At 66.4% G+C, this 19,778-nt stretch carries 2 protein-coding genes; both read left to right on the top strand.

The window, feature by feature from the left end; translation table 11 throughout:
- The first annotated feature begins 96 nt into the window (after positions 1 to 96).
- Positions 97 to 13,665, top strand: coding sequence for a non-ribosomal peptide synthetase (locus HQ354_RS04755; protein ID WP_308115120.1), 13,569 nt, complete (start codon positions 97 to 99; stop codon positions 13,663 to 13,665).
- Positions 13,666 to 13,953: 288 nt separating this feature from the next.
- Positions 13,954 to 19,761, top strand: coding sequence for a non-ribosomal peptide synthetase (locus HQ354_RS04750; RefSeq protein WP_308115121.1), 5,808 nt, complete (start codon positions 13,954 to 13,956; stop codon positions 19,759 to 19,761).
- Positions 19,762 to 19,778 lie beyond the last annotated feature (17 nt).

Genomic DNA, 19,778 nt, shown 5'->3' with positions numbered 1-19,778 from the left:
TCAGTCGAGTTCGGGGTGAATGGCTGTGGTACCGGTGTCTTCAGTGTGCGTTTTTTTCGTATGCGTCCTGTCCGATCATGCTGAAAGTCGAACCGCGTGAGCGTCGACTCGGCGGGATCCGAATCGACACGCAGGCGCACACCTCGAAGCGGTAGGGAACGGCCGACCCGGGCGACACGGCACCGGGCGGCGCGCTCCGCGACGCTCCCGCAGCTTCTCGCTGCGGCGGTGGACGCGCGACCGCACGGGATCGCCGTCCACACCGACGACGGTTCGATCACGTACGCGGACCTCGACCGTCGATCGTCGAGGCTCGCGCGCGTTCTGATCCAGCGTGGTCTCGGCCCGGAGGATCTCGTCGCCATCGCCGTCACCCGCTCGTTGGAATCTGTCCTGTTCGTGTGGGCAGTCGCGAAATCGGGCGCGGCCTTCGTTCCGATCGACCCGGACTACCCGGCCGAGCGTGTGCGCTACATGCTCGACGATTCGGGTGCGAAGACCGGTCTGACGACCCGGCGCGCCATCGACGTCCTGCCCGGCAGCGTGCCGTGGATCGTGCTGGAGGACATCGAGCGCGATGCGTCGGCGATGTCGTCGGAACCCGTTGCGGCGGTGGAGCGTACGTCGGTTCTGCGCGCGTCGAACCTCGCCTACCTGATCTACACGTCGGGGTCGACCGGTACGCCCAAGGGTGTCGCCGTCACCCACACGGGCCTGCAGAATCTCGCCGACTCGCAGCGCGTGACGTTCGGCATCTCGGCCGAGTCCCGTACCCTTCACTTCGCATCGCCGAGCTTCGACGCCGCGGTGCTCGAGCTGTTGCTCGCCGTCGGCGCGGCCGCCACGATGGTCGTCGTGCCGACCGGAATCGTCGGGGGCGACGAATTCGCCGACGTATTGAGGCGGCACCGCGTCACCCACGCGTTCGTGACGCCGGCGGCACTGGCGTCCGCTCCGAACAACGACCTGCCCGATCTGGAAGCCGTGATGGTCGGCGGTGAGGCGTACACGTCGGAACTGGTGGCGCGATGGGCTGTCGGCCGACGCTTTCACAACGTGTACGGGCCGACGGAAACGACGTGCATCACCACCAGCAGCGCGCCCCTCGACCCGTCCGGGCCGATGCCGATCGGTACGCCGCTGACCGGCGTGCGCGCCTACGTCGTCGACTCCCGACTTCGGGCCGTCCCCGTCGGCGTGGTCGGCGAGCTGTATCTCGCCGGGCCCGCCGTGGCCCGGGCGTATCACCGGCGCGGTGGATTGTCGGCGTCGCGGTTCGTGGCCGATCCGTGGGCCCCGGACGGTGGCGCGGGGAGGATGTATCGCACCGGTGACACCGTGCGTGTACGTCCCGACGGCTCGATCGACTACGTGGGACGCAACGACTCCCAGGTCAAGGTCCGGGGCTTCCGTATCGAACTCGGGGAGATCGACGCAGCGCTCGAGGCGCACGACACCGTCGACTTCGCAGCCTCCGCGGTACATGCGGGGGCGGACGGCGTCGATGCGCTGGTCGGGTACGTGCTTCCCGCCGAGGGGCACACCGTCGAGCCGCGAGCACTACTCGACTTCCTCGGGCAGTCGCTGGCACGCCACATGGTTCCCGCGGCCATCGTGGTCCTGGACCGCATCCCGCTCACCCCGGTCGGCAAGCTCGACCGGAAGGCACTTCCCGCGCCCGTGTTCGACACTGCCGCGTTCCGTGAGCCGGTCACCGACATGGAACGAGCCGTGGCCGAGACGTTCGCCGAGGTGCTCGGCGTGCCGAGGGTCGGCCTGGACGATCACTTCTTCGAAATCGGCGGAAACTCACTCAGCGCGACGCAGGTCGCGTCGCGGCTCGGGGCGAGATTGAACGCCCGAGTCTCCGCACGCGTGGTGTTCGAGGCGTCGACAGTCGCCGGACTGGCCTCGCGGGTGGAAGGGGAACTCGGCGGCGGAGATGCACTGCCGCTCGGACCCGAGGTGCGGCCCGACGTCATCCCGCTGTCGTTGGCGCAGCAGCGCATGTGGTTCCTCCAGAAATTCGATCCGACGTCGCCTGCCAGCAACGTCCCGGCAGCTCTGAGCCTCGACGGGCCTGTCGACGTCGACGCGCTTCGTGACGCCGTCGTCGATCTGCAGCGACGACACGAGTCGCTGCGGACCGTCTATCCCGATCGCGACGGTATCGGCTTCCAGGTCGTCGTTCCGGTCGAACGCACCGGCGTCGAATTGAAGTATCTGTCGATGACCGACAGCGCCGTCGCGTCGCACCTCACCGACGTCGCACTGCAACCGTTCGATCTGTCCACGTCGGTACCACTACGCGTCGAGCTGATCTCCCTCGGCGGTGACAGACACGTGCTGGTGGTCGTCCTGCACCACATCTGCGCCGACGGTGCTTCGGTGGCGCCGCTCGTCACGGATCTGGTGACGGCGTACCTCGCTCGCGCCGAAGGCCGCGAGCCCGGGTGGGCGCCGCTGCGTGTCCAGTACGCGGATTACAGCCTGTGGCAACGGAAATTGCTCGGGTCCGAGTCCGATCCGACGTCGCTGGCGTCGCGGCAGCTCGAGTACTGGACCACGGCACTTGCCGACATCCCCGATCGCATCGAGTTGCCGACGGACAGAGCACGACCTGCGGAGGCATCCGGCGTCGGCGACACGGTCGAGTTCGAGGTGAGCGCGGCCGTCCATGCAGCACTGACCGAACTGGCTCGACGGTGCGACGCGACGCCGTTCATGGCGATGCACACCGCCTTCGCGATCATGCTGTCGAAGATCGCGGCGACGAACGACGTCGTCGTCGGAACCCCCGTCGCGGGTCGCGGCGAGCAAGACCTCGACGCGCTCGTCGGAATGTTCGTCAATACCTTGGCACTGCGCACCCAGGTCGATCCGTCGATGACGTTCGTCGAACTGCTGGGGCGCGTCCGCGAGGCGGACCGCGGCGCGTTCGCGCACGCCGAGCTGCCGTTCGAGCGGCTGGTCGAGGTGCTCGACCCGGTTCGCTCCGCCGGCCATCACCCGTTGTTCCAGGTCGCCCTCTTCTTCCAGAATCTGCAACAGAGCAGCTTCGAGCTTCCCGGCACGTCCGTGACATTGCTGGATCTCGATGTGGCCGTCGCGAAATTCGATCTGCAGCTGACGATCACGCCCCGGATCGACGAGGCCGGTGAGCCCGCGGGCATGTCCGCCACGTTCACCTACGCGACCGACCTGTTCGAGCGGCGCACGGTGCGCACGTTGGCCGATCGGCTCGGTGCCGTGCTGAGCGCGGCCGTCGCCGATCCACACGTCGTCGTCGGTGACATCGACGTGTTGACCGACGCCGAACGCACCGACGTGATGCTGGCGTGGAACGACACCGCGCATGCGATGCCGGAGCGAACACTGCTCGATCTCTACGACGCACGCGTTCGGCGAACCCCCGACGCAGTCGCGATCGTGTCCGATCGAGAGAGCCTGACCTACGCCGAGTTCGACGACCGTGTGCAACGCCTGGCCCGGGTTCTCGTCGATCGTGGAGTGGGTCCCGACGTGCTCGTCGGGCTCGCGGTGCGCCGCTCCGCCGAGTTGGTCGTCGGTATGTACGCGGTACTCGCGGCAGGCGGCGCGTTCGTTCCGCTGGACCCCGCGCATCCCGCCGATCGGTTGACCCACATCCTCGATACGGCGCGACCGCTCTGCGTGTTGACCACCTCCGCCGACCGCCCCGCGCTTCCCACCGAGGCCGGTGGCGTCGGCGTCGATGCCGTCGAGATCGACACCATCCTGGCCGACGGGGACGTCACCGCTACCGCACGGGTTCTCCGCGCACACGTTCGCCGGGACAACCTGGCGTACGTCATCTTCACGTCGGGCTCGACCGGGCGACCCAAGGGCGTCGCGGTGTCGCATCGCGCGATCGAGAACCAGATGTCCTGGATGACAGCCTATTACGACCTGGACAGCGACGACGTCTACCTGCAGAAGACCGCGACGACGTTCGACGTGTCGCTCTGGGGATTCTTTCTGCCGTTGCGCACCGGCGCGTCGATGGTCCTGATGTCACCCGACGGGCACCGCGATCCAGTGCTGGTGGCCGACATCGTCGATCGCGAACAGGTGACGGTCACCGATTTCGTCCCGTCGATGCTCGGTGTGTTCGCGGCGCACGCGGCTGCCGATCGGCTGACGTCTCTGCGGCACGTGTTCGTCATCGGGGAGGCGCTGCCTCCCGAGACTGTCGACGCGTTCGCGGCGGTGTCGTCCGCGCGTCTGCACAATCTGTACGGTCCGACCGAAGCAGCGGTGTCGGTGACCCAGTGGGAAGCGACTTCGGTCAGGTCGCTGCAGCGACAGACGGTACCGATCGGAGTGCCGCAGTGGAACGTTCGCGTGCACGTGCTCGATGCACGGTTGCGACCCGTCGCGCCGGGGGTGGCCGGCGAACTCTACCTCTCGGGAGTGCAGCTCGCGCGGGGTTACGTTGGTCGACCCGATCTGACGGCTGACCGGTTCGTCGCGGACCCCAACGGCTTCGTCGGGGAACTCATGTATCGCACCGGCGACCTCGTTCGGTGGATCCCAGGTGGACAGGGTGCGCTGGAGTACATCGGTCGCACCGACTTCCAGGTCAAGTTCCGTGGCCAGCGCATCGAATTGGGTGACATCGAGTCAGCATTGTTGTCACATCCGTCGGTCAGTCAGGCCGTCGTGCTCGTCGCGGTGACGTCGACCGGAGATCAGCTGGCCGGGTACGTCGTGCTCGCTCCGGGAGCCGACGCCGACAGCTCGGAACTGACCACGTTCGTACGTGACATCCTGCCGTCGTACATGGTGCCGACCGCGATCGTCGTTCTCGACGCACTGCCGTTGGGCACGAGCGGCAAGCTCGACCGAAAAGCATTGCCGTCACCGGAGTTCCGGGTCAACGAATATCTACCGCCGACGACTGCTGCGGAGGAGATCGTCGCGGAGGTCTACTCGCAGGTACTGGGGCTTCCTCGCGTCGGAACCGACGACAACTTCTTCGACCTCGGCGGAAACTCTCTGGTGGCAACGCAAGTCGTGGCACGCATCGGCGCCGCGCTCGATACCAGGGTGCCGGTCCGAGTGTTGTTCGAAGCACCGACCGTCGCCGCGTTGGCGCTGCGCCTCGACTCCGCGTCGGACGTCGGACGCACTCCGCTCGTCGCCCGTGTGCGTCCGTCGGTGGTGCCACTGTCGCTCGCCCAGCAGCGCATGTGGTTCCTCAACCGATTCGACACCACATCCTTCGCGGACAACCTGCCGATCGCGATGAAGCTGGTCGGTGACCTGGACTCCGACGCGCTCGCGGCGGCCGTCACCGACGTGGTGTGGCGTCACGAGCCGCTCCGCACCCGATACCCGGAGCACGACGGGGTGCCACGCCAGCTCGTACTCCCCGCCGATCGTGTCGATCTCGATCTCGAACCGCGGTTTCTGAACATCTCCGATGTGACGGCCGATCTCGCGACCTTCGTGTCGATGGGTTTCGATGTCGCAGAACAAGTTCCGCTTCGAGTCCGGCTGTACGCGATCGGTGAGGACGACTACGTGCTGGCCGTCGTGCTGCATCACATCGCGGGCGACGGGTTCTCGATGCGTCCTCTCGCGCGCGACCTGATGACGGCGTACGTCGCACGGACGGCCGGGCAACCGCCGTCGTGGTCACCGCTCGACGTGCAGTACGCCGATTTCGCGCTGTGGCAGCGCGCAGTGCTGGGCGATCAGAACGACCCGAACTCCGTCCTGAGCACCCAGGCCGAGTACTGGACCGCTGCACTCGCCGGTTTGCCGGACCGCCTCGAACTGCCGACCGATCACCCGCGTCCGCGGGTCGCGTCCCACCGTGGTGCGATGCTCGAATTCTCGGTCGCGGGTTCGGTACATGCCGGGCTCAATCAGCTTGCGCGCGAAAGCAACGGCACTCTGTTCATGGTGTTGCATGCGGCGCTCGCGGTGCTGCTCGGGCGACTGTCGACCGCGTCCGACATCGCCATCGGTACACCCGTCGCGGGTCGAGGTGAGCAAGCCCTGGACGACCTCATCGGAATGTTCGTCAACACGTTGGTACTGCGCACCGAACTGGATCGCGCGGACGAGCCGTTCGTCGAACTGCTGGATCGGGTGCGATCCGCGGACCTCGCGGCGTTCGGCCACGCGGATCTGCCGTTCGAACAGCTCGTCGACATTCTCGCGCCGGAGCGCACGACCGATCGCACTCCGCTGTTCCAGGTAGCACTCGTGTTCCAGAATCTCGGTGAAGAAACGCTCGATCTGCCGGGGCTGCAGGTCTCTCGACTCGAACTGGAATCGAACACGTCCAAGTTCGACCTGCAGTTCACGGTGTCAGAAACGATCGGCGTGAACGGCGAATCCGCCGGCCTCGCGGGTGCGTTGACGTACGCCACCGACCTGTTCGACGCGGACACCGCCCGCACGCTCGCGAGACGGTTCGAAACCATCCTCGGTGCAGTCGTCCACGGACCGGCGACGCCGATCGGCGACCTCGACATCCTCGACGACTTCGAACTGGAGACGCTCGTCCGGGCACCCTCGACTCCGGAACCGCCCGTCGTGCTGACCGAGCTCCTCGCCGCAGCGGTTGCCGCCGCACCCGACGGCGACGCCGTGTCGTACGGCGGCTCCTCGCTGACCTACACCGAACTGGACCGGCGTTCGTCGCGTCTCGCGCGGGTACTTCTCGACGCTGGGGTGGGGCCGGGCGACCTCGTCGCGATCGCGATTCCGCGGTCCTTCGACTCGATCGTCGCGCTGTGGGGCGTCGCGAAGTCGGGCGCCGCGTTCGTGAGTGTCGACCCGAACTATCCGGCGGACCGCGTCGCGCACATGATCGACGACGCACAGCCCGCGTTGGGTCTGACCGTGGCGAGCGCGAAAGAGACTCTCCCAGAGGCGATCTCATGGCAGGTGTTGGACGACGACGAATTCCGGCGATTGCTGGCCTTGCGCTCCGCCGAGCCGGTTGCACGAGAGGAACTGCGACGGCCGCTGCACGCGAGCCATCCCGCGTACGTCATCTACACGTCGGGTTCCACCGGACGGCCCAAGGGTGTGGTGGTGACCCACTCGGGACTCGCCAATTTCGCTGCGGAGCAACGAGATCGATACCGATTGGGCCGCGACGACCGTGCGTTGCACTTCGCGTCGCCGAGCTTCGACGCGTCGATCCTGGAACTGCTGCTGGCGCTGGCATCGTCGTCGACGCTGGTCGTGGCACCGACAGATATCTACGGAGGCGAGGAACTGACGTCGCTGTTGCGCGGCGAACGCGTCACACACGCCTTCATCACGCCTGCCGCGCTGGCGACTGTCGACCCCGACGGGCTCGACGATCTGCGAGTGCTCGTCGCAGGCGGCGAGGCATGCCCGCCGGAACTCGTGGCGAGGTGGACGGATTCGCGACGTGACCGCGAGTTCTTCAACGGGTACGGCCCCACCGAGACCACGATCATGACGAACATCTCGGCGCCGCTCGAGGCCGGAGACCGCATCACGATCGGCGGACCGATCAGAGGAATGTCGTCGTTGGTGCTCGACGACCGCCTGCGGCCGGTTCCGGTCGGTGTCAGCGGCGAGCACTACATCGCAGGCATCCAGCTCGCACAGGGCTACCACCGCAGGCCCGGCCTGAGCGCCGAACGATTCGTCGCCGATCCGTACGGTGCGCACGGAACGCGGATGTACCGGACCGGAGACGTCGTGCGGTGGACGGCCGACCGCGAGATCGAGTACGTCGGCCGCTCGGATTTCCAGGTGAAGATCCGTGGGTTCCGTATCGAACTCGGCGAGATCGACGCGGTGCTCGCATCGCATCCGGACGTCGAATTCGCCACGACTGCAGTACGCGAGCTGGCGTCGGGAAGTGCTGCCATCGTCGGCTACGTTCTTCCCGCCGCGGAGCGGACGGTCGAGCCGCGGGAGCTTCTGGGGTTCGCCTCCGGTTCGCTCCCGGCTCACATGGTTCCGTCGTCGATCGTCGTACTCGACTCGGTGCCGTTGACACCGGTGGGCAAGCTGGATCGAAAAGCGCTGCCGGAGCCGGTGTTCCGCGCGGCGGACCGAACCGAACCGGTCGACGCCACGGAGACGGTGCTCGCCGAGCTGTTCGCGGACGTGCTCGGACTGGACACGGTCGGCACCACGGATTCGTTCTTCGCACTCGGCGGCGACAGCATCGTCTCGATCCAGTTGGTGTCCCGAGCGAAAGCCCGCGGACTGCGCATCTCGCCGCGGCAGGTGTTCGAACACAAGACGGTCCAGGCGCTCGCGCGGGTTGCGGTGCTCAGCGCGGACACCGACGTGGCGGGCCTCGCGGAACTCCCCGGTGGGGGCGTCGGCGAGATGCCGTCGACTCCGGCCGTTCGGTTCATGACGTCGCGTGGTGGATCGTTCGATCGGTTCGAGCAGACGCTCGGGCTCGAGCTGCCTGTTGGAATCGAGCGCGCGCAGCTCGTCGCGGTCGTGCGTGCCGTGATCGATCGGCACGACATGCTGCGTGCGACGCTCGTCGCGGACGGCGACGTACCGATCCTGCGGACCTCGGAGCCAGGATCCGTCGACGTCGAGGCGATCGTCGAGCGCACTGCGTTCGACGAGAACGTCGATGCGGACGGCCTTGTCGCGCTCGCGGACGATGCGCTGGAAGACGCACTCGCCGGGCTCGACCCGTCGACGGGTCGTGTCATCCGGTTCGCGTGGCTCGACCCGGTGACGGCCGACGGTGCGTCGTCGCGTCGCACGGGACGACTGATCGTCGCGGCTCATCACATGGTCGTCGACGGTGTGTCGTGGCGAATTCTGATTCCCGATTTCGTCTCGGCGTGGCTGGCGGTGTCGGCAGGACAGAAGCCTCATCTGGACGCGGCAGGTACGTCGTTCCGCACGTGGGCACACGCGTTGCAGGACCGCGCGTCACGCGCCGACGAGGTGGAACTGTGGGAGACGGTCCTGGACGGACCGGACCCGCTGATGTCACCGCGCTCGTTCGATCCGTCGATCGATCTCGCATCGGCGGTGGAGAAGGTGACGGTACGGCTGTCGCAGGACGTGACCGACGCCGTCGTCACGACGATCCCGACGATGTACCGAACGGGTGCGGGCGATGCGTTGATCGCGGCGCTCGCGATGTCCGTGGCGCGCTGGCGACGCGATCGCGGCGTCGACGAGATGTCGTCGCTGATCGGTCTCGAGGGACACGGCCGTGAGGAATCCGTGGTTCCCGGCGCCGACCTCTCTCGGACTGTCGGCTGGTTCACGTCGATGTTCCCGGCGCGTGTGGATCTGAGCGGAATCGACCTCGACGACGCGTTCCGCGGCGGCCCGTCGGCCGGGGCCGTGGTCAAGCGGGTCAAGGAGCAGTTGCTTGCGTTGCCGAACAAGGGGATCGGATACGGCATCCTGCGTTACCTCGGCAGCGCCGACGTCTTCGCGCGGCTTGCCGGCGGGCCTCGGCAGGTGAGCTTCAACTACCTCGGACGACTCTCGCACGGTGACATCCCCGAGGCGATGCAGGGCATCGGGTGGCTGCCCGCGTCCGATCTCGGTGAACTCGACGGACGGCACGATCCTGACATGCCCGCGATGGCGACGGTGGACATCAACGCGATCGTGCTCGGCGGAGAACTCAGCGCGGGCTTCGGATTCCCGACGACGTTGATGAACCGCGACGACGTCCAGGAACTCGCCGACACGTGGGTCGACGCTCTGACCGCAGTTGCACGACATGCGCATTCGTCGAACGGCGGGCTCACCCCGTCGGACGTTGAACTGGTACGTACGACGCAGTCGGACATCGATGGGTGGGAGGCCGCGTACGGCTCGGTCCTCGACGTGTGGCCGCTGACGCCGTTGCAGCAGGGGCTGGCATTTCACGCGCTGCTCGCCGGCGGTGGCGGTGGTGTGTACACCACGCAGATGGTGCTGCACCTGGAAGGGCACGTCGATGTCGACCGTTTACGCGGCGCGGCCGAGGCTCTGCTGTCGCGGCACCCCAATCTGCGCACTGCATTCGTTGCCGACTCGACGGGGTCGCCGGTTCAGGTGGTTCTCGACGACGTCGCACTGCCGTGGTACGCGATCGATGCCCGCCCCGACGAGGTCGAGAGGGTACTGCGTGACGATCAGGAGGCGGGCTTCGACCTCGGCGCGCCTCCTCTGATCAGGTTCGTCTGCATCCGGACCGCTTCGGACCGAGTGACTCTGGGCGTCACGTGCGAACACGTCCTGCTCGACGGTTGGTCGATGCCGATCCTTCTGCAGGACCTGCTGGTGCTCTACGCGGTGTCGGGTGAGACCTCGGCGTTGCCCGCTGTGAGACCGTTCTCCGACTACCTCAGGTGGCTGGTCGGCCTGGACGCGAACACGTCCCGCGACGCATGGGCAACCGCCCTGGCCGACTTCGACGAACCGACCCTGCTGACGACGGTGTTCGAATCCGAGACGCGTCGAACAGGATTCGGGGACCATCGCTTCGCCCTCTCCGCCGAGACCACGATGGCGCTGACCGAGGTGGCCTCGTCCGCCGGCGTCACTCCGAACACTGTCGTTCAGGCTGCGTGGGCGATCGTGCTCGGGTCGCTCACCGACCGGGACGAAGTGGTGTTCGGAACGACGGTCTCCGGACGGCCCGCGGACCTCGACGGCGTCGAGTCGATGGTCGGACTGTTCATCAACACGATTCCCGTTCGCGTTCGACTCCCACGCACGTCCTCGGTAACGGCAGTACTGCAGGAGTTGCAGGCGACATCCGCGGGTCTGCTCGATCACCATCACGTCGGGCTCGCCGAACTGCACCAGCTCACCGATGTCGGGACGCTGTTCGACACCTTGGTGGTGTTCGAGTCGTATCCCGTCGACCGCACGGCGATCGAGCAGGCCAGCTCGATCGACGGGATGTCCGTCGTAGGGATCGACACGGTCGATGCGACCCACTACCCGTTGTCGATCGTCGCCGTCGCCGGGGACGTGCTACATCTCGACTTCAAGTACGCGCACAGTATGTTCGACGAGGTCTCGATCGGTGACCTCGCGTCGCGGTATGTCCGCGTGTTGGAAGCGGTCGTCACTCGCCCCGATTCGCTCGTCGGCGACGTCGACGTCACGAGGGACCACGAGCGGATCGCGCGCACCGGGCCGCCGGACGTCGGCCCGATGGTGCTGCCGGACATGCTCGTTCGCGGCGCGACTATTTCTCCCGACGCGGTGGCCGTGGAGTGCGAGGATCGCATTCTCACCTACCGAGATCTCGACGAGCGGTCGAATCGCCTCGCTCGCGTCATCATCGGCAGGGGTGTCGGCCCCGACGATGTCGTCGCAGTCGGAATGCGGCGTTCGCTCGAGTCGGTGACCGCCGTGTGGGCCGTCGCCAAGTCCGGTGCCGCGTTCCTCCCGGTGGACCCGTCCTACCCGCAGGCACGTATCGCACACATGATGAACGATTCGGGCGCGGTTCTGGGACTCACGGTCGCGCAGGATGCCGAGGCGCTGCCGTCGTCGACCGAATGGATTGTTCTCGACGATCGGGATACGGCTCGCGAGACCGACCGTGTAAGTGCCGATCCGGTGACAGACGACGACCGCCTGTCGGCTGTCCGGACGTCGCACGCCGCGTACGTCATCTACACATCGGGCTCGACCGGTGTGCCGAAGGGTGTCATGGTCACCCACGCAGGACTGTCGAATCTTGCTGCTGCACAGTCGGAGAAATTCGGCACCGACTCCACCAGCCGGACTCTCCACTTCGCGTCGCCGAGTTTCGACGCGTCCGTTCTGGAGCTGTTGCTCGCGGCTCCGGTCGGCGCGACGATGGTCGTCGTACCGACGTCGATCGTCGGCGGCGACGAACTCACGGAGTATGTGCAGGCCCACCGCGTCACGCATGCATTCGTCACACCCGGCGCTCTCGCCACGATGGATCCCGGCGTGCTGCCCGACCTCGGCACCGTCGCTGTCGGTGGTGAGGCGTGGCCGCCCGAGCTTCTCGAGAAGTGGGCTCCGGGCCGGCGGTTCCTCAACGCCTACGGACCCACCGAGGCGACGGTCGCCACGACCATCAGTGATCCGTTGACCGCACGCGAACCGATCACCATCGGCGGCCCGATTCACGGTGTGCAGGCGTTCGTCCTCGACTCACGTCTATGGCCTGTCCCAGAGGGAGTCGTCGGCGAGGTCTACTTCGCCGGTCGAGGGCTGGCGCGAGGCTACGCGGCGCTACCCGGACGAACGGCGTCGGCGTTCGTTGCCGATCCGTTCGGCGAAGGGGGTCGCCTGTACCGGACCGGAGACCGTGCGCGGTGGCGAGACGGTGCACTTCGCTACGTCGGAAGAATCGACGCTCAGGTCAAGATCCGTGGGTTCCGAATCGAGCCGGGTGAGATCGATGCGGCTTTGTCGGCGATTCCGGGCGTCGACTACGCGGTGACGACTGTGCGTCACGACGACGACAGGCCGTACCTCGCTTCCTACGTCGTGTGCTCGCCGTCGAGCACGGCGACGGTCGGGGAACTACGCGCGCAGCTGAGGCAGACGCTTCCCGCACACATGGTTCCCCTCGCGATCGTTCGGCTCGACGAGATGCCGCTGACCGGATCGGGCAAGCTCGACGTGGACGCGCTACCGGCGCCGGAGATCGGCGCTCGGGTCTTCGTCGAACCGACGACCGATCTCGAACGGCTCGTCGCGACGGTGTTCTCGGAAACGTTGTCGGTCGAGCGGGTCGGTCTCGGCGAGGACTTCGTGGAACTGGGCGGCGACTCTCTTGCGGCCACGCAGGTGGTCTCGGCATTACGTCGACGAACCGGCCGGAAGGTCATGGTGCAGTGGATTCTGGAGTCGAGGACGGTGGAAGGGCTGGCGGCGAGAATCGGTGCCGCCGACGTTGTCGACCACGATCATTCGTTGGACGTCATCGTCACGCTGCGCGCATCGGGTAGCGGAACTCCGGTGTTCTGCATCCACCCGATGTTGGGCCTCGCATGGGGATACGTGCCGCTTCTTCGAATCATGGATGCCGACGTGCCGGTATACGGAGTGCAGACGCCGGCGTTGCGGGAGCCGGACTTCGACGCTCGATCGATCGTCGACCTCGCCGCGCGTTATGCGTCGGAGATCGAGAGGACAAGACCGGACGGTCCCGTCTCTCTATTGGGCTGGTCGCTGGGGGGTGTACTCGGACACGCCGTCGGCGTGGAGCTACAGCGTCGAGGTCGTACCGTCGAGGCGTTGACGCTGCTGGATTCGTTCACACGTGTCGACGCGTCCGCGTTCGACTCGGAGGTGCGGGCGCTACTGACGGCGGCCGGTGTCGCTCTCGACCCCGATGTCGCGGTGACGTCGCCGAACAGTGCAATCGTTCGTGCGCTCACATCGATCGTGCCCGACGATGTCATCGCACTGGACGAGGATCGGATTTCGCGGATGTTCGCGGCCGCGTCGTCGGCGCCCGATTCGATCAACGCCTACGAACCCGGCGTGTTCTCGGGCGGTGTCACGGTCGTCAGTGCAGGCATCGATCGTTCGGACGACCACGACACCGTTGCGACCTGGGGTCCCTACGTGTCGGATGCCGTGCTGGAGCTCGTTGCGCCTGTCACACACGCCGACATGCTGTCGCCCCTCGCCTTGGACGTGATCGGACGTGCGCTGCGCCACTGAACGAAGCTCCCGAGCTACTCGCGGGTAACGGACGTCGAACAGGAGCCGATACTGTTTCGGGTTGCGAACGAACGTCTGTGATCGGTAACTGACTTCTCGTCGTGCCGTCCGGCGGGACGATTGGTTCGAATACCCTGTACGGGCTCGGCAGCACGGCCGAGTCGGCCAGGCTGCCGTGATCGACGGTGGTGAAGACCGATCTCGAGGGGCGATGAACGAAGTGCGCAGGAATGCCGTGGACAATGCAGACATGGACTACTCGGTTCGACAAGGATGAGCCCCGACCGCGTGACGGGTCGCTCCGACGAAGAATCGACTGGACGTCCCCGAGTTCGTCGTACACGGCCGCGCCGCCCACGTCCTCGGCGCAACACGACGGCTCTGCTGCCTCAGCTGCTGTCGGCTGCAGTCGAGATCGACCCCTCCGCCGACGCGCTGGTGTCCGGAGACCGCACGGTCTCGTACAGCGAGCTCGACCGTCTGTCGTCGAAGATCGCGCGCGTCCTCATCGGTCGTGGCGTCGGTCCCGAAGACATCGTGGCAATCGCGATCACGCGGTCCATCGACTCCGTAGTCGCACTGTGGTCGATCGCGAAGACCGGTGCCGCGTTCGTGCCCGTCGATCCGACGTACCCCGTCGACCGCGTGCAGCACATGTTGACCGATTCCGGCGCGCGGATCGGTGTCACGACGTCCGCGTACCGTGGAGATCTTCCGGATACATGCGAGTGGACCGTGCTCGACGATGCGGTCTTCCGATCGTCGCTCACCGAGGTCCCCGACGACAGAGTCGCGGCGGTCGATCGCGTCTCACCGTTGCGGGCCGACAATCCCGCCTACGTCATCTACACGTCGGGATCGACAGGTCTGCCGAAGGGCGTCGTCGTCACCCACACCGGCCTGGCCGACCTCGCCGGTGAACAGCTCGAGCGCTACGGACTGACGGCCCGGTCGCGCACGCTCCACTTCGCGTCGCCGAGCTTCGACGCGTCGATCCTCGAACTGATGCTGGCGGTCGCGTCCGGGTCGACGATGGTCATCGCGCCGACCGACATCTACGGCGGCGACGAACTCGGCCGATTCCTGCACGACAACAAAGTCACTCACGCGTTCGTCACTCCGGCCGCACTGGCGTCGGTCGATCCGGCGGGTCTCGACGCGCTCGAGGTCGTCGTCGTCGGCGGTGAGAGTTGTCCTCCGGAACTCGTCGACAGATGGGGTCGCGACCGTCGTTTCTTCAATGCGTACGGTCCGACGGAATCGACTGTGGCGAGCAACATCTCGGTGCCGCTGACGCCGGGAGACTCCGTGTCCATCGGTGATGCCATCACGGGTACGAGTGCGTACGTGCTCGATCGTCGGCTGCGTCCCGTCCCGACCGGTGTCGCGGGTGAGTTGTACCTCGCGGGAGCCGGTCTGGCTCGCGGATATCGGTGGAAGTCTGCGCTGACGGCGGATCGGTTCGTTGCGAGCCCCTTTTCCGATTCCGGACTTCGCATGTATCGCACCGGAGATGTCGTGCGGCGGAATTCATCCGGATCGCTGGAATTCGTGGCGCGGAACGACTCGCAGGTCAAAGTTCGCGGATTCCGCATCGAGCTCGGTGAAGTCGACACCGCGTTGACGGCGCACCCGTCGATTGCATTCGCGGTCACGGTCGGTCACGACGGTCCCGCCGGTGACACGGTGCTCGTGTCGTATGTTCGCGCCGTCGACGACGCGGTGCCGAACGTCGACGACCTGACTGCGTTCGCCGGAAAATCATTGCCTAAACACATGATTCCGTCGTCGATCATGATCATCGACAAGATTCCGCTGACGCCGTCGGGCAAGCTCGACCGGGATCAGCTGCCCGAACCGGTCTTCGTGACGAAGGACTATCGCGCGCCGCAGACCGATGCGGAAATCGCGGTAGCCGGGGTGTTCGCCGACATTCTCGGCGCCGAACGAGTCGGGGTCGACGACGACTTCTTCGAGCTCGGTGGAAATTCGTTGTCGGCCACCCGCTTGGCGGCACGCATCGGCGCATCGCTCGACGTGAGTTTCGGTGCGAAGGAAGTGTTCGCGGACTCGACCGTCGGAGGATTGGCCGCGGCGGCCGAGCGTCTGTTCGGCGGAACCGAACGCGTGGCGCTCGGCGCCGAACCTCGGCCGGAGCGGGTTCCGCTGTCGCTTGCGCAGCAACGCATGTGGTTCCTGAACAGGTTCGACGCCGAATCCGCTGCCTACAACATCCCGATCGCGATCCGGTTGACCGGTGAATTGAACGTCGATGCGCTGCGCGCGGCGATCGACGACGTCGTCGCACGACACGAATCCTTGCGAACCGTCTACCCGGCCGATACGGACGGCCCGATGCAGGTCGTTCTGCCCGACACCGAAACCGCCGACGTGCAGGTGCTCGACGTGGCCCCGGAGAATGTCGTCGGTGCGGTGCAGGAGTTGGCCGCGACGTCGTTCGACGTCACGACCGAAGTGCCCCTTCGGGTTCGGATCTACCGCATCGGCGGCGACGACTACGTTCTCGCGCTCGTCGTTCAGCACATCTCGGCGGACGGCAGCTCGATGGGTCCGCTGACGCGGGACGTGATGACGGCATACGTGGCGCGAGCCGCCGGTGCTGCTCCGGGGTGGGCGCCGTTGAGCGTTCAGTACGCCGACTTCGCGGTGTGGCAACGTCGCTCGCTCGGATCGGAGGACGATCCGACGTCGACTGCGTCCGAGCAGCTTTCGTTCTGGAAGTCCGAACTGGCCGGTCTTCCGGATCAGATCGAGTTGCCGACGGATCGTCCGCGTCCGGCGATGCAGTCGTTCGCCGGCGGCAAGGTCGATTTCAGTGTCGACGCGACCGTGCAGGCGGCGCTCGTGGATCTGGCTCGTGGCGTGAACGCGACGTTGTTCATGGCGGTCCATGCGGCATGGGCCGCGGTGTTGTCGCGGTTGTCGGGTTCGACGGACATTGCGATCGGGTCGCCGATCGCGGGCAGGGGCGAGGCTGCTCTGGACGATCTGATCGGTATGTTCGCCAATACGTTGGTGTTTCGTACCGAGGTGGATCCGGCTGCGGGTTTCGCCGACCTGTTGTCGTCGGTGCGTGCGGCGGATGTGCGTGCCCTCGCCAACGCGGACGTTCCGTTCGAGCGTCTGGTCGAGGTGCTCAATCCGGCTCGGTCGACGGCTCGTCATCCGCTGTTCCAGGTCGGTCTGTCGTTCCAGAATCTGGACAAGGTCGAGCTCGAACTCCCCGGGCTGACCGTCGCGGCCGTCGACGCCGATGCCGACGTGGCGCAATTCGATCTGCATCTGATCCTCTCCGACCAGTACGACGAACACGGAACGCCGACGGGCATCGGAGGCACTCTGAAGTTCGCGACGGCGTTGTTCGACGCGGCGACCGCGGAGACCGTCGCGCGGCGGTTCGTCGCATTCCTGACTGCGGTGGCGCACGACCCCGCGCTCGCGGTGGGTGATGTCGACATCGTCGATGCCACCGAGCGCGACATGGTGGTGCGGTCGTGGAACGCCACCGACCACGTCGTGGATGCGGACGCGACGCTCGTGTCGCTGTTCGATGCGAGTACGGCGTCGGATCCGAATTCGGTTGCGTTGGTGTTCGAGTCGGGGTCGTGGACATACGGCGAGTTCGCCGATCGGGTGCATCGTCTTGCGCGGTATCTCGTGTCGCAGGGTGTGGGTCCTGAGTCGTCGGTCGCGGTGGCGATGCGGCGTTCGCCGTCGATGGTGTTGGCGATGTACGCGATCGTCGCCGCGGGCGGTGCGTATGTGCCGGTCGATCCGGATCAGCCAGCCGATCGCACCCACTACATCTTGTCGACCGCCGATCCGGTGGTGGTGTTGACGTCGAGTCGCGACGGCGCGGTGGTGTCGGCGCCCGGTCCCGTGGTGGACGTCGACGCGGTCGACTTGAACGGGTTTTCCGGTGATCCGATCACCGACGCCGATCGTTCGGGCTCGTTGCGTGCGGACAACACCGCGTACGTGATCTTCACGTCGGGGTCGACGGGGCGGCCGAAGGGTGTCGCTGTGTCGCACCGGGCAGTGGTGAACCAGTTGGAGTGGATGCGCTCGGAATACGGGCTGGACGGGTCGGATGTGTCGCTGCTCAAGACGGCGGCGACGTTCGATCTGTCGGTGTGGGAACTGTGGTCGTGGGCGACGGTAGGCGGTCGACTCGTGATCGCGTCGGCCGACGGTCATCGTGATCCTGCTTATCTGGTGGACGTGATCCGCCGTGAATCGGTGACGACACTGCACGTGGTGCCGTCGGTGCTGGGTGCGATCACCGCGGCTTCGGGTGGTGTTCTTCCGAATTCGGTCCGTCGGGTTCTGGCGATCGGTGAGGCGCTGCCCGCGTCGACGGCCGCGGCGGTGCTGCGCGGCGGCGGGGTCCGTCTGGACAACGTCTACGGTCCGACCGAGGCTGCGGTGTCGGTGACGTCGAACGAGGTCGTGTTGCCGGTGGGGTCGACGGTGCCCATCGGTCGCCCGGAATGGAATTGTCGTGTCTTCGTACTGGATTCGCGTCTGAATCCGGTGCCTGCGGGTGTTGTGGGCGAGCTGTATCTGGCCGGTGTGCAGTTGGCGCGCGGCTATCACGGCCGGTTCGATCTGACGTCGGAGCGTTTCGTGGCGGATCCGTTCTCCGCGGGTGAGCGCATGTATCGCACGGGTGATCTGGTGCGGTGGACACCGGATGGCGTCCTCGACTACGTGGGCCGATCGGACTTCCAGGTCAAGGTGCGCGGATTTCGTATCGAACTCGGTGAGATCGAGTCCGTTCTCTCTGCGGCGACGGGCGTCCGCGATGCGGTCGTGCTTGCGCGTCGGGACGAGCATGTGGGGGACAGGCTGGTGGCGTACGTCGTCGGCGAGGCGGGTGCCGACGTCGACGTTGCGGTGTTGAGAAATGCTGTGGCGGAGAGTCTTCCGTCGTACATGGTGCCGTCGGCGTTCGTGGTGTTGGATGCGTTGCCGTTGACGGTGAACGGGAAGTTGGATCGGAAGGCGTTGCCGGATCCCGAATTCGAGGCACGCGTGTTCCGCGCGCCGACGACGGAGATCGAACGGACCGTCGCCGACGTGTTCGCCGATGTGCTGGGTCAGCCTCGCGTCGGGTTGGACGACGACTTCTTCGAGCTCGGTGGCAACTCGTTGATCGCGACCCAGGTGGTCGCGCGCCTGAGCGAGTCCATCGGGTTCGCGGTGCCGGTGCCGTGGATCTTCACCGACTCGACGGTCGAGGGGTTGTCCCGCCGACTCGCGAGCGGGGCGGACAGTGGCGTAGGCGGCGCACTCGATCCGGTGCTGCGCTTCCGTGAACCGTCGAACGGCCGAATTCTGTGGTGCGTGCACCCCATCGTCGGCATCTCGTGGCAGTTCGCGGGTCTCGCGGGACACATCGACCGTGATCAGGGGCTGTACGCGCTGCAGTCTCCCGCGTTGACCGAATCGGACTGGTCGCCGGCCGACATCGAGGAATGGGCTGCACGCTACGCCGACGAGATTCGTCGTGCGCAGCCGGTCGGGCCGTACGAACTGCTGGGTTGGTCACTGGGCGGCGTTCTGGCACATGCGATCTCGGTGCAATTGCAGGCGCAGGGCGAGACGGTGTCGCTGTTGGCGATGATGGACAGTGTCGTGGGAACGGCTGCGGCGACGGACGAACGATTCGAGGGTTCCGGCGCATCGCCTGCCACGCCTGCCGACCTGTTCGGCGGACTGCTTCCCGACGGAGCAGACGCTGATGGCGTCGACCTGTCCCCCGGGGGCATCGCACGGCTGTTGTCGGGGATTCCGTCTCTCGGCGATATGACGCCCGCGCGCGTCGAGCGCCTCTTCGCGGAAGCCGAACGTGCGATCGCTCTGATCGATCGACACGTTCCCGGCCGTTTCGACGGCGACCTCGTGTACTTCACTGCCGGGACCGACGACGAGTCGGGTCGGCGCGGAGCAGACGGGTGGCAGTCGGCTGTCACGGGTGACGTCGAGAATTATGTCCTGCCGTTCACCCACTGGACGATGGCGGCTCCCGATGCTCTGCAGAAGATCGGCGCAATCCTGCTTCGTCCGGATTAATCGGCAATGTGCCGAAT

Origin of the sequence: Rhodococcus sp. BP-261, from assembly GCF_019835205.1 — a bacterium.
Taxonomy (GTDB): domain Bacteria; phylum Actinomycetota; class Actinomycetes; order Mycobacteriales; family Mycobacteriaceae; genus Rhodococcoides; species Rhodococcoides kyotonensis_B.
The sequence above is the reverse complement of the archived record's forward strand: the minus strand, read 5'-3'. Positions and strand labels throughout refer to the sequence as shown.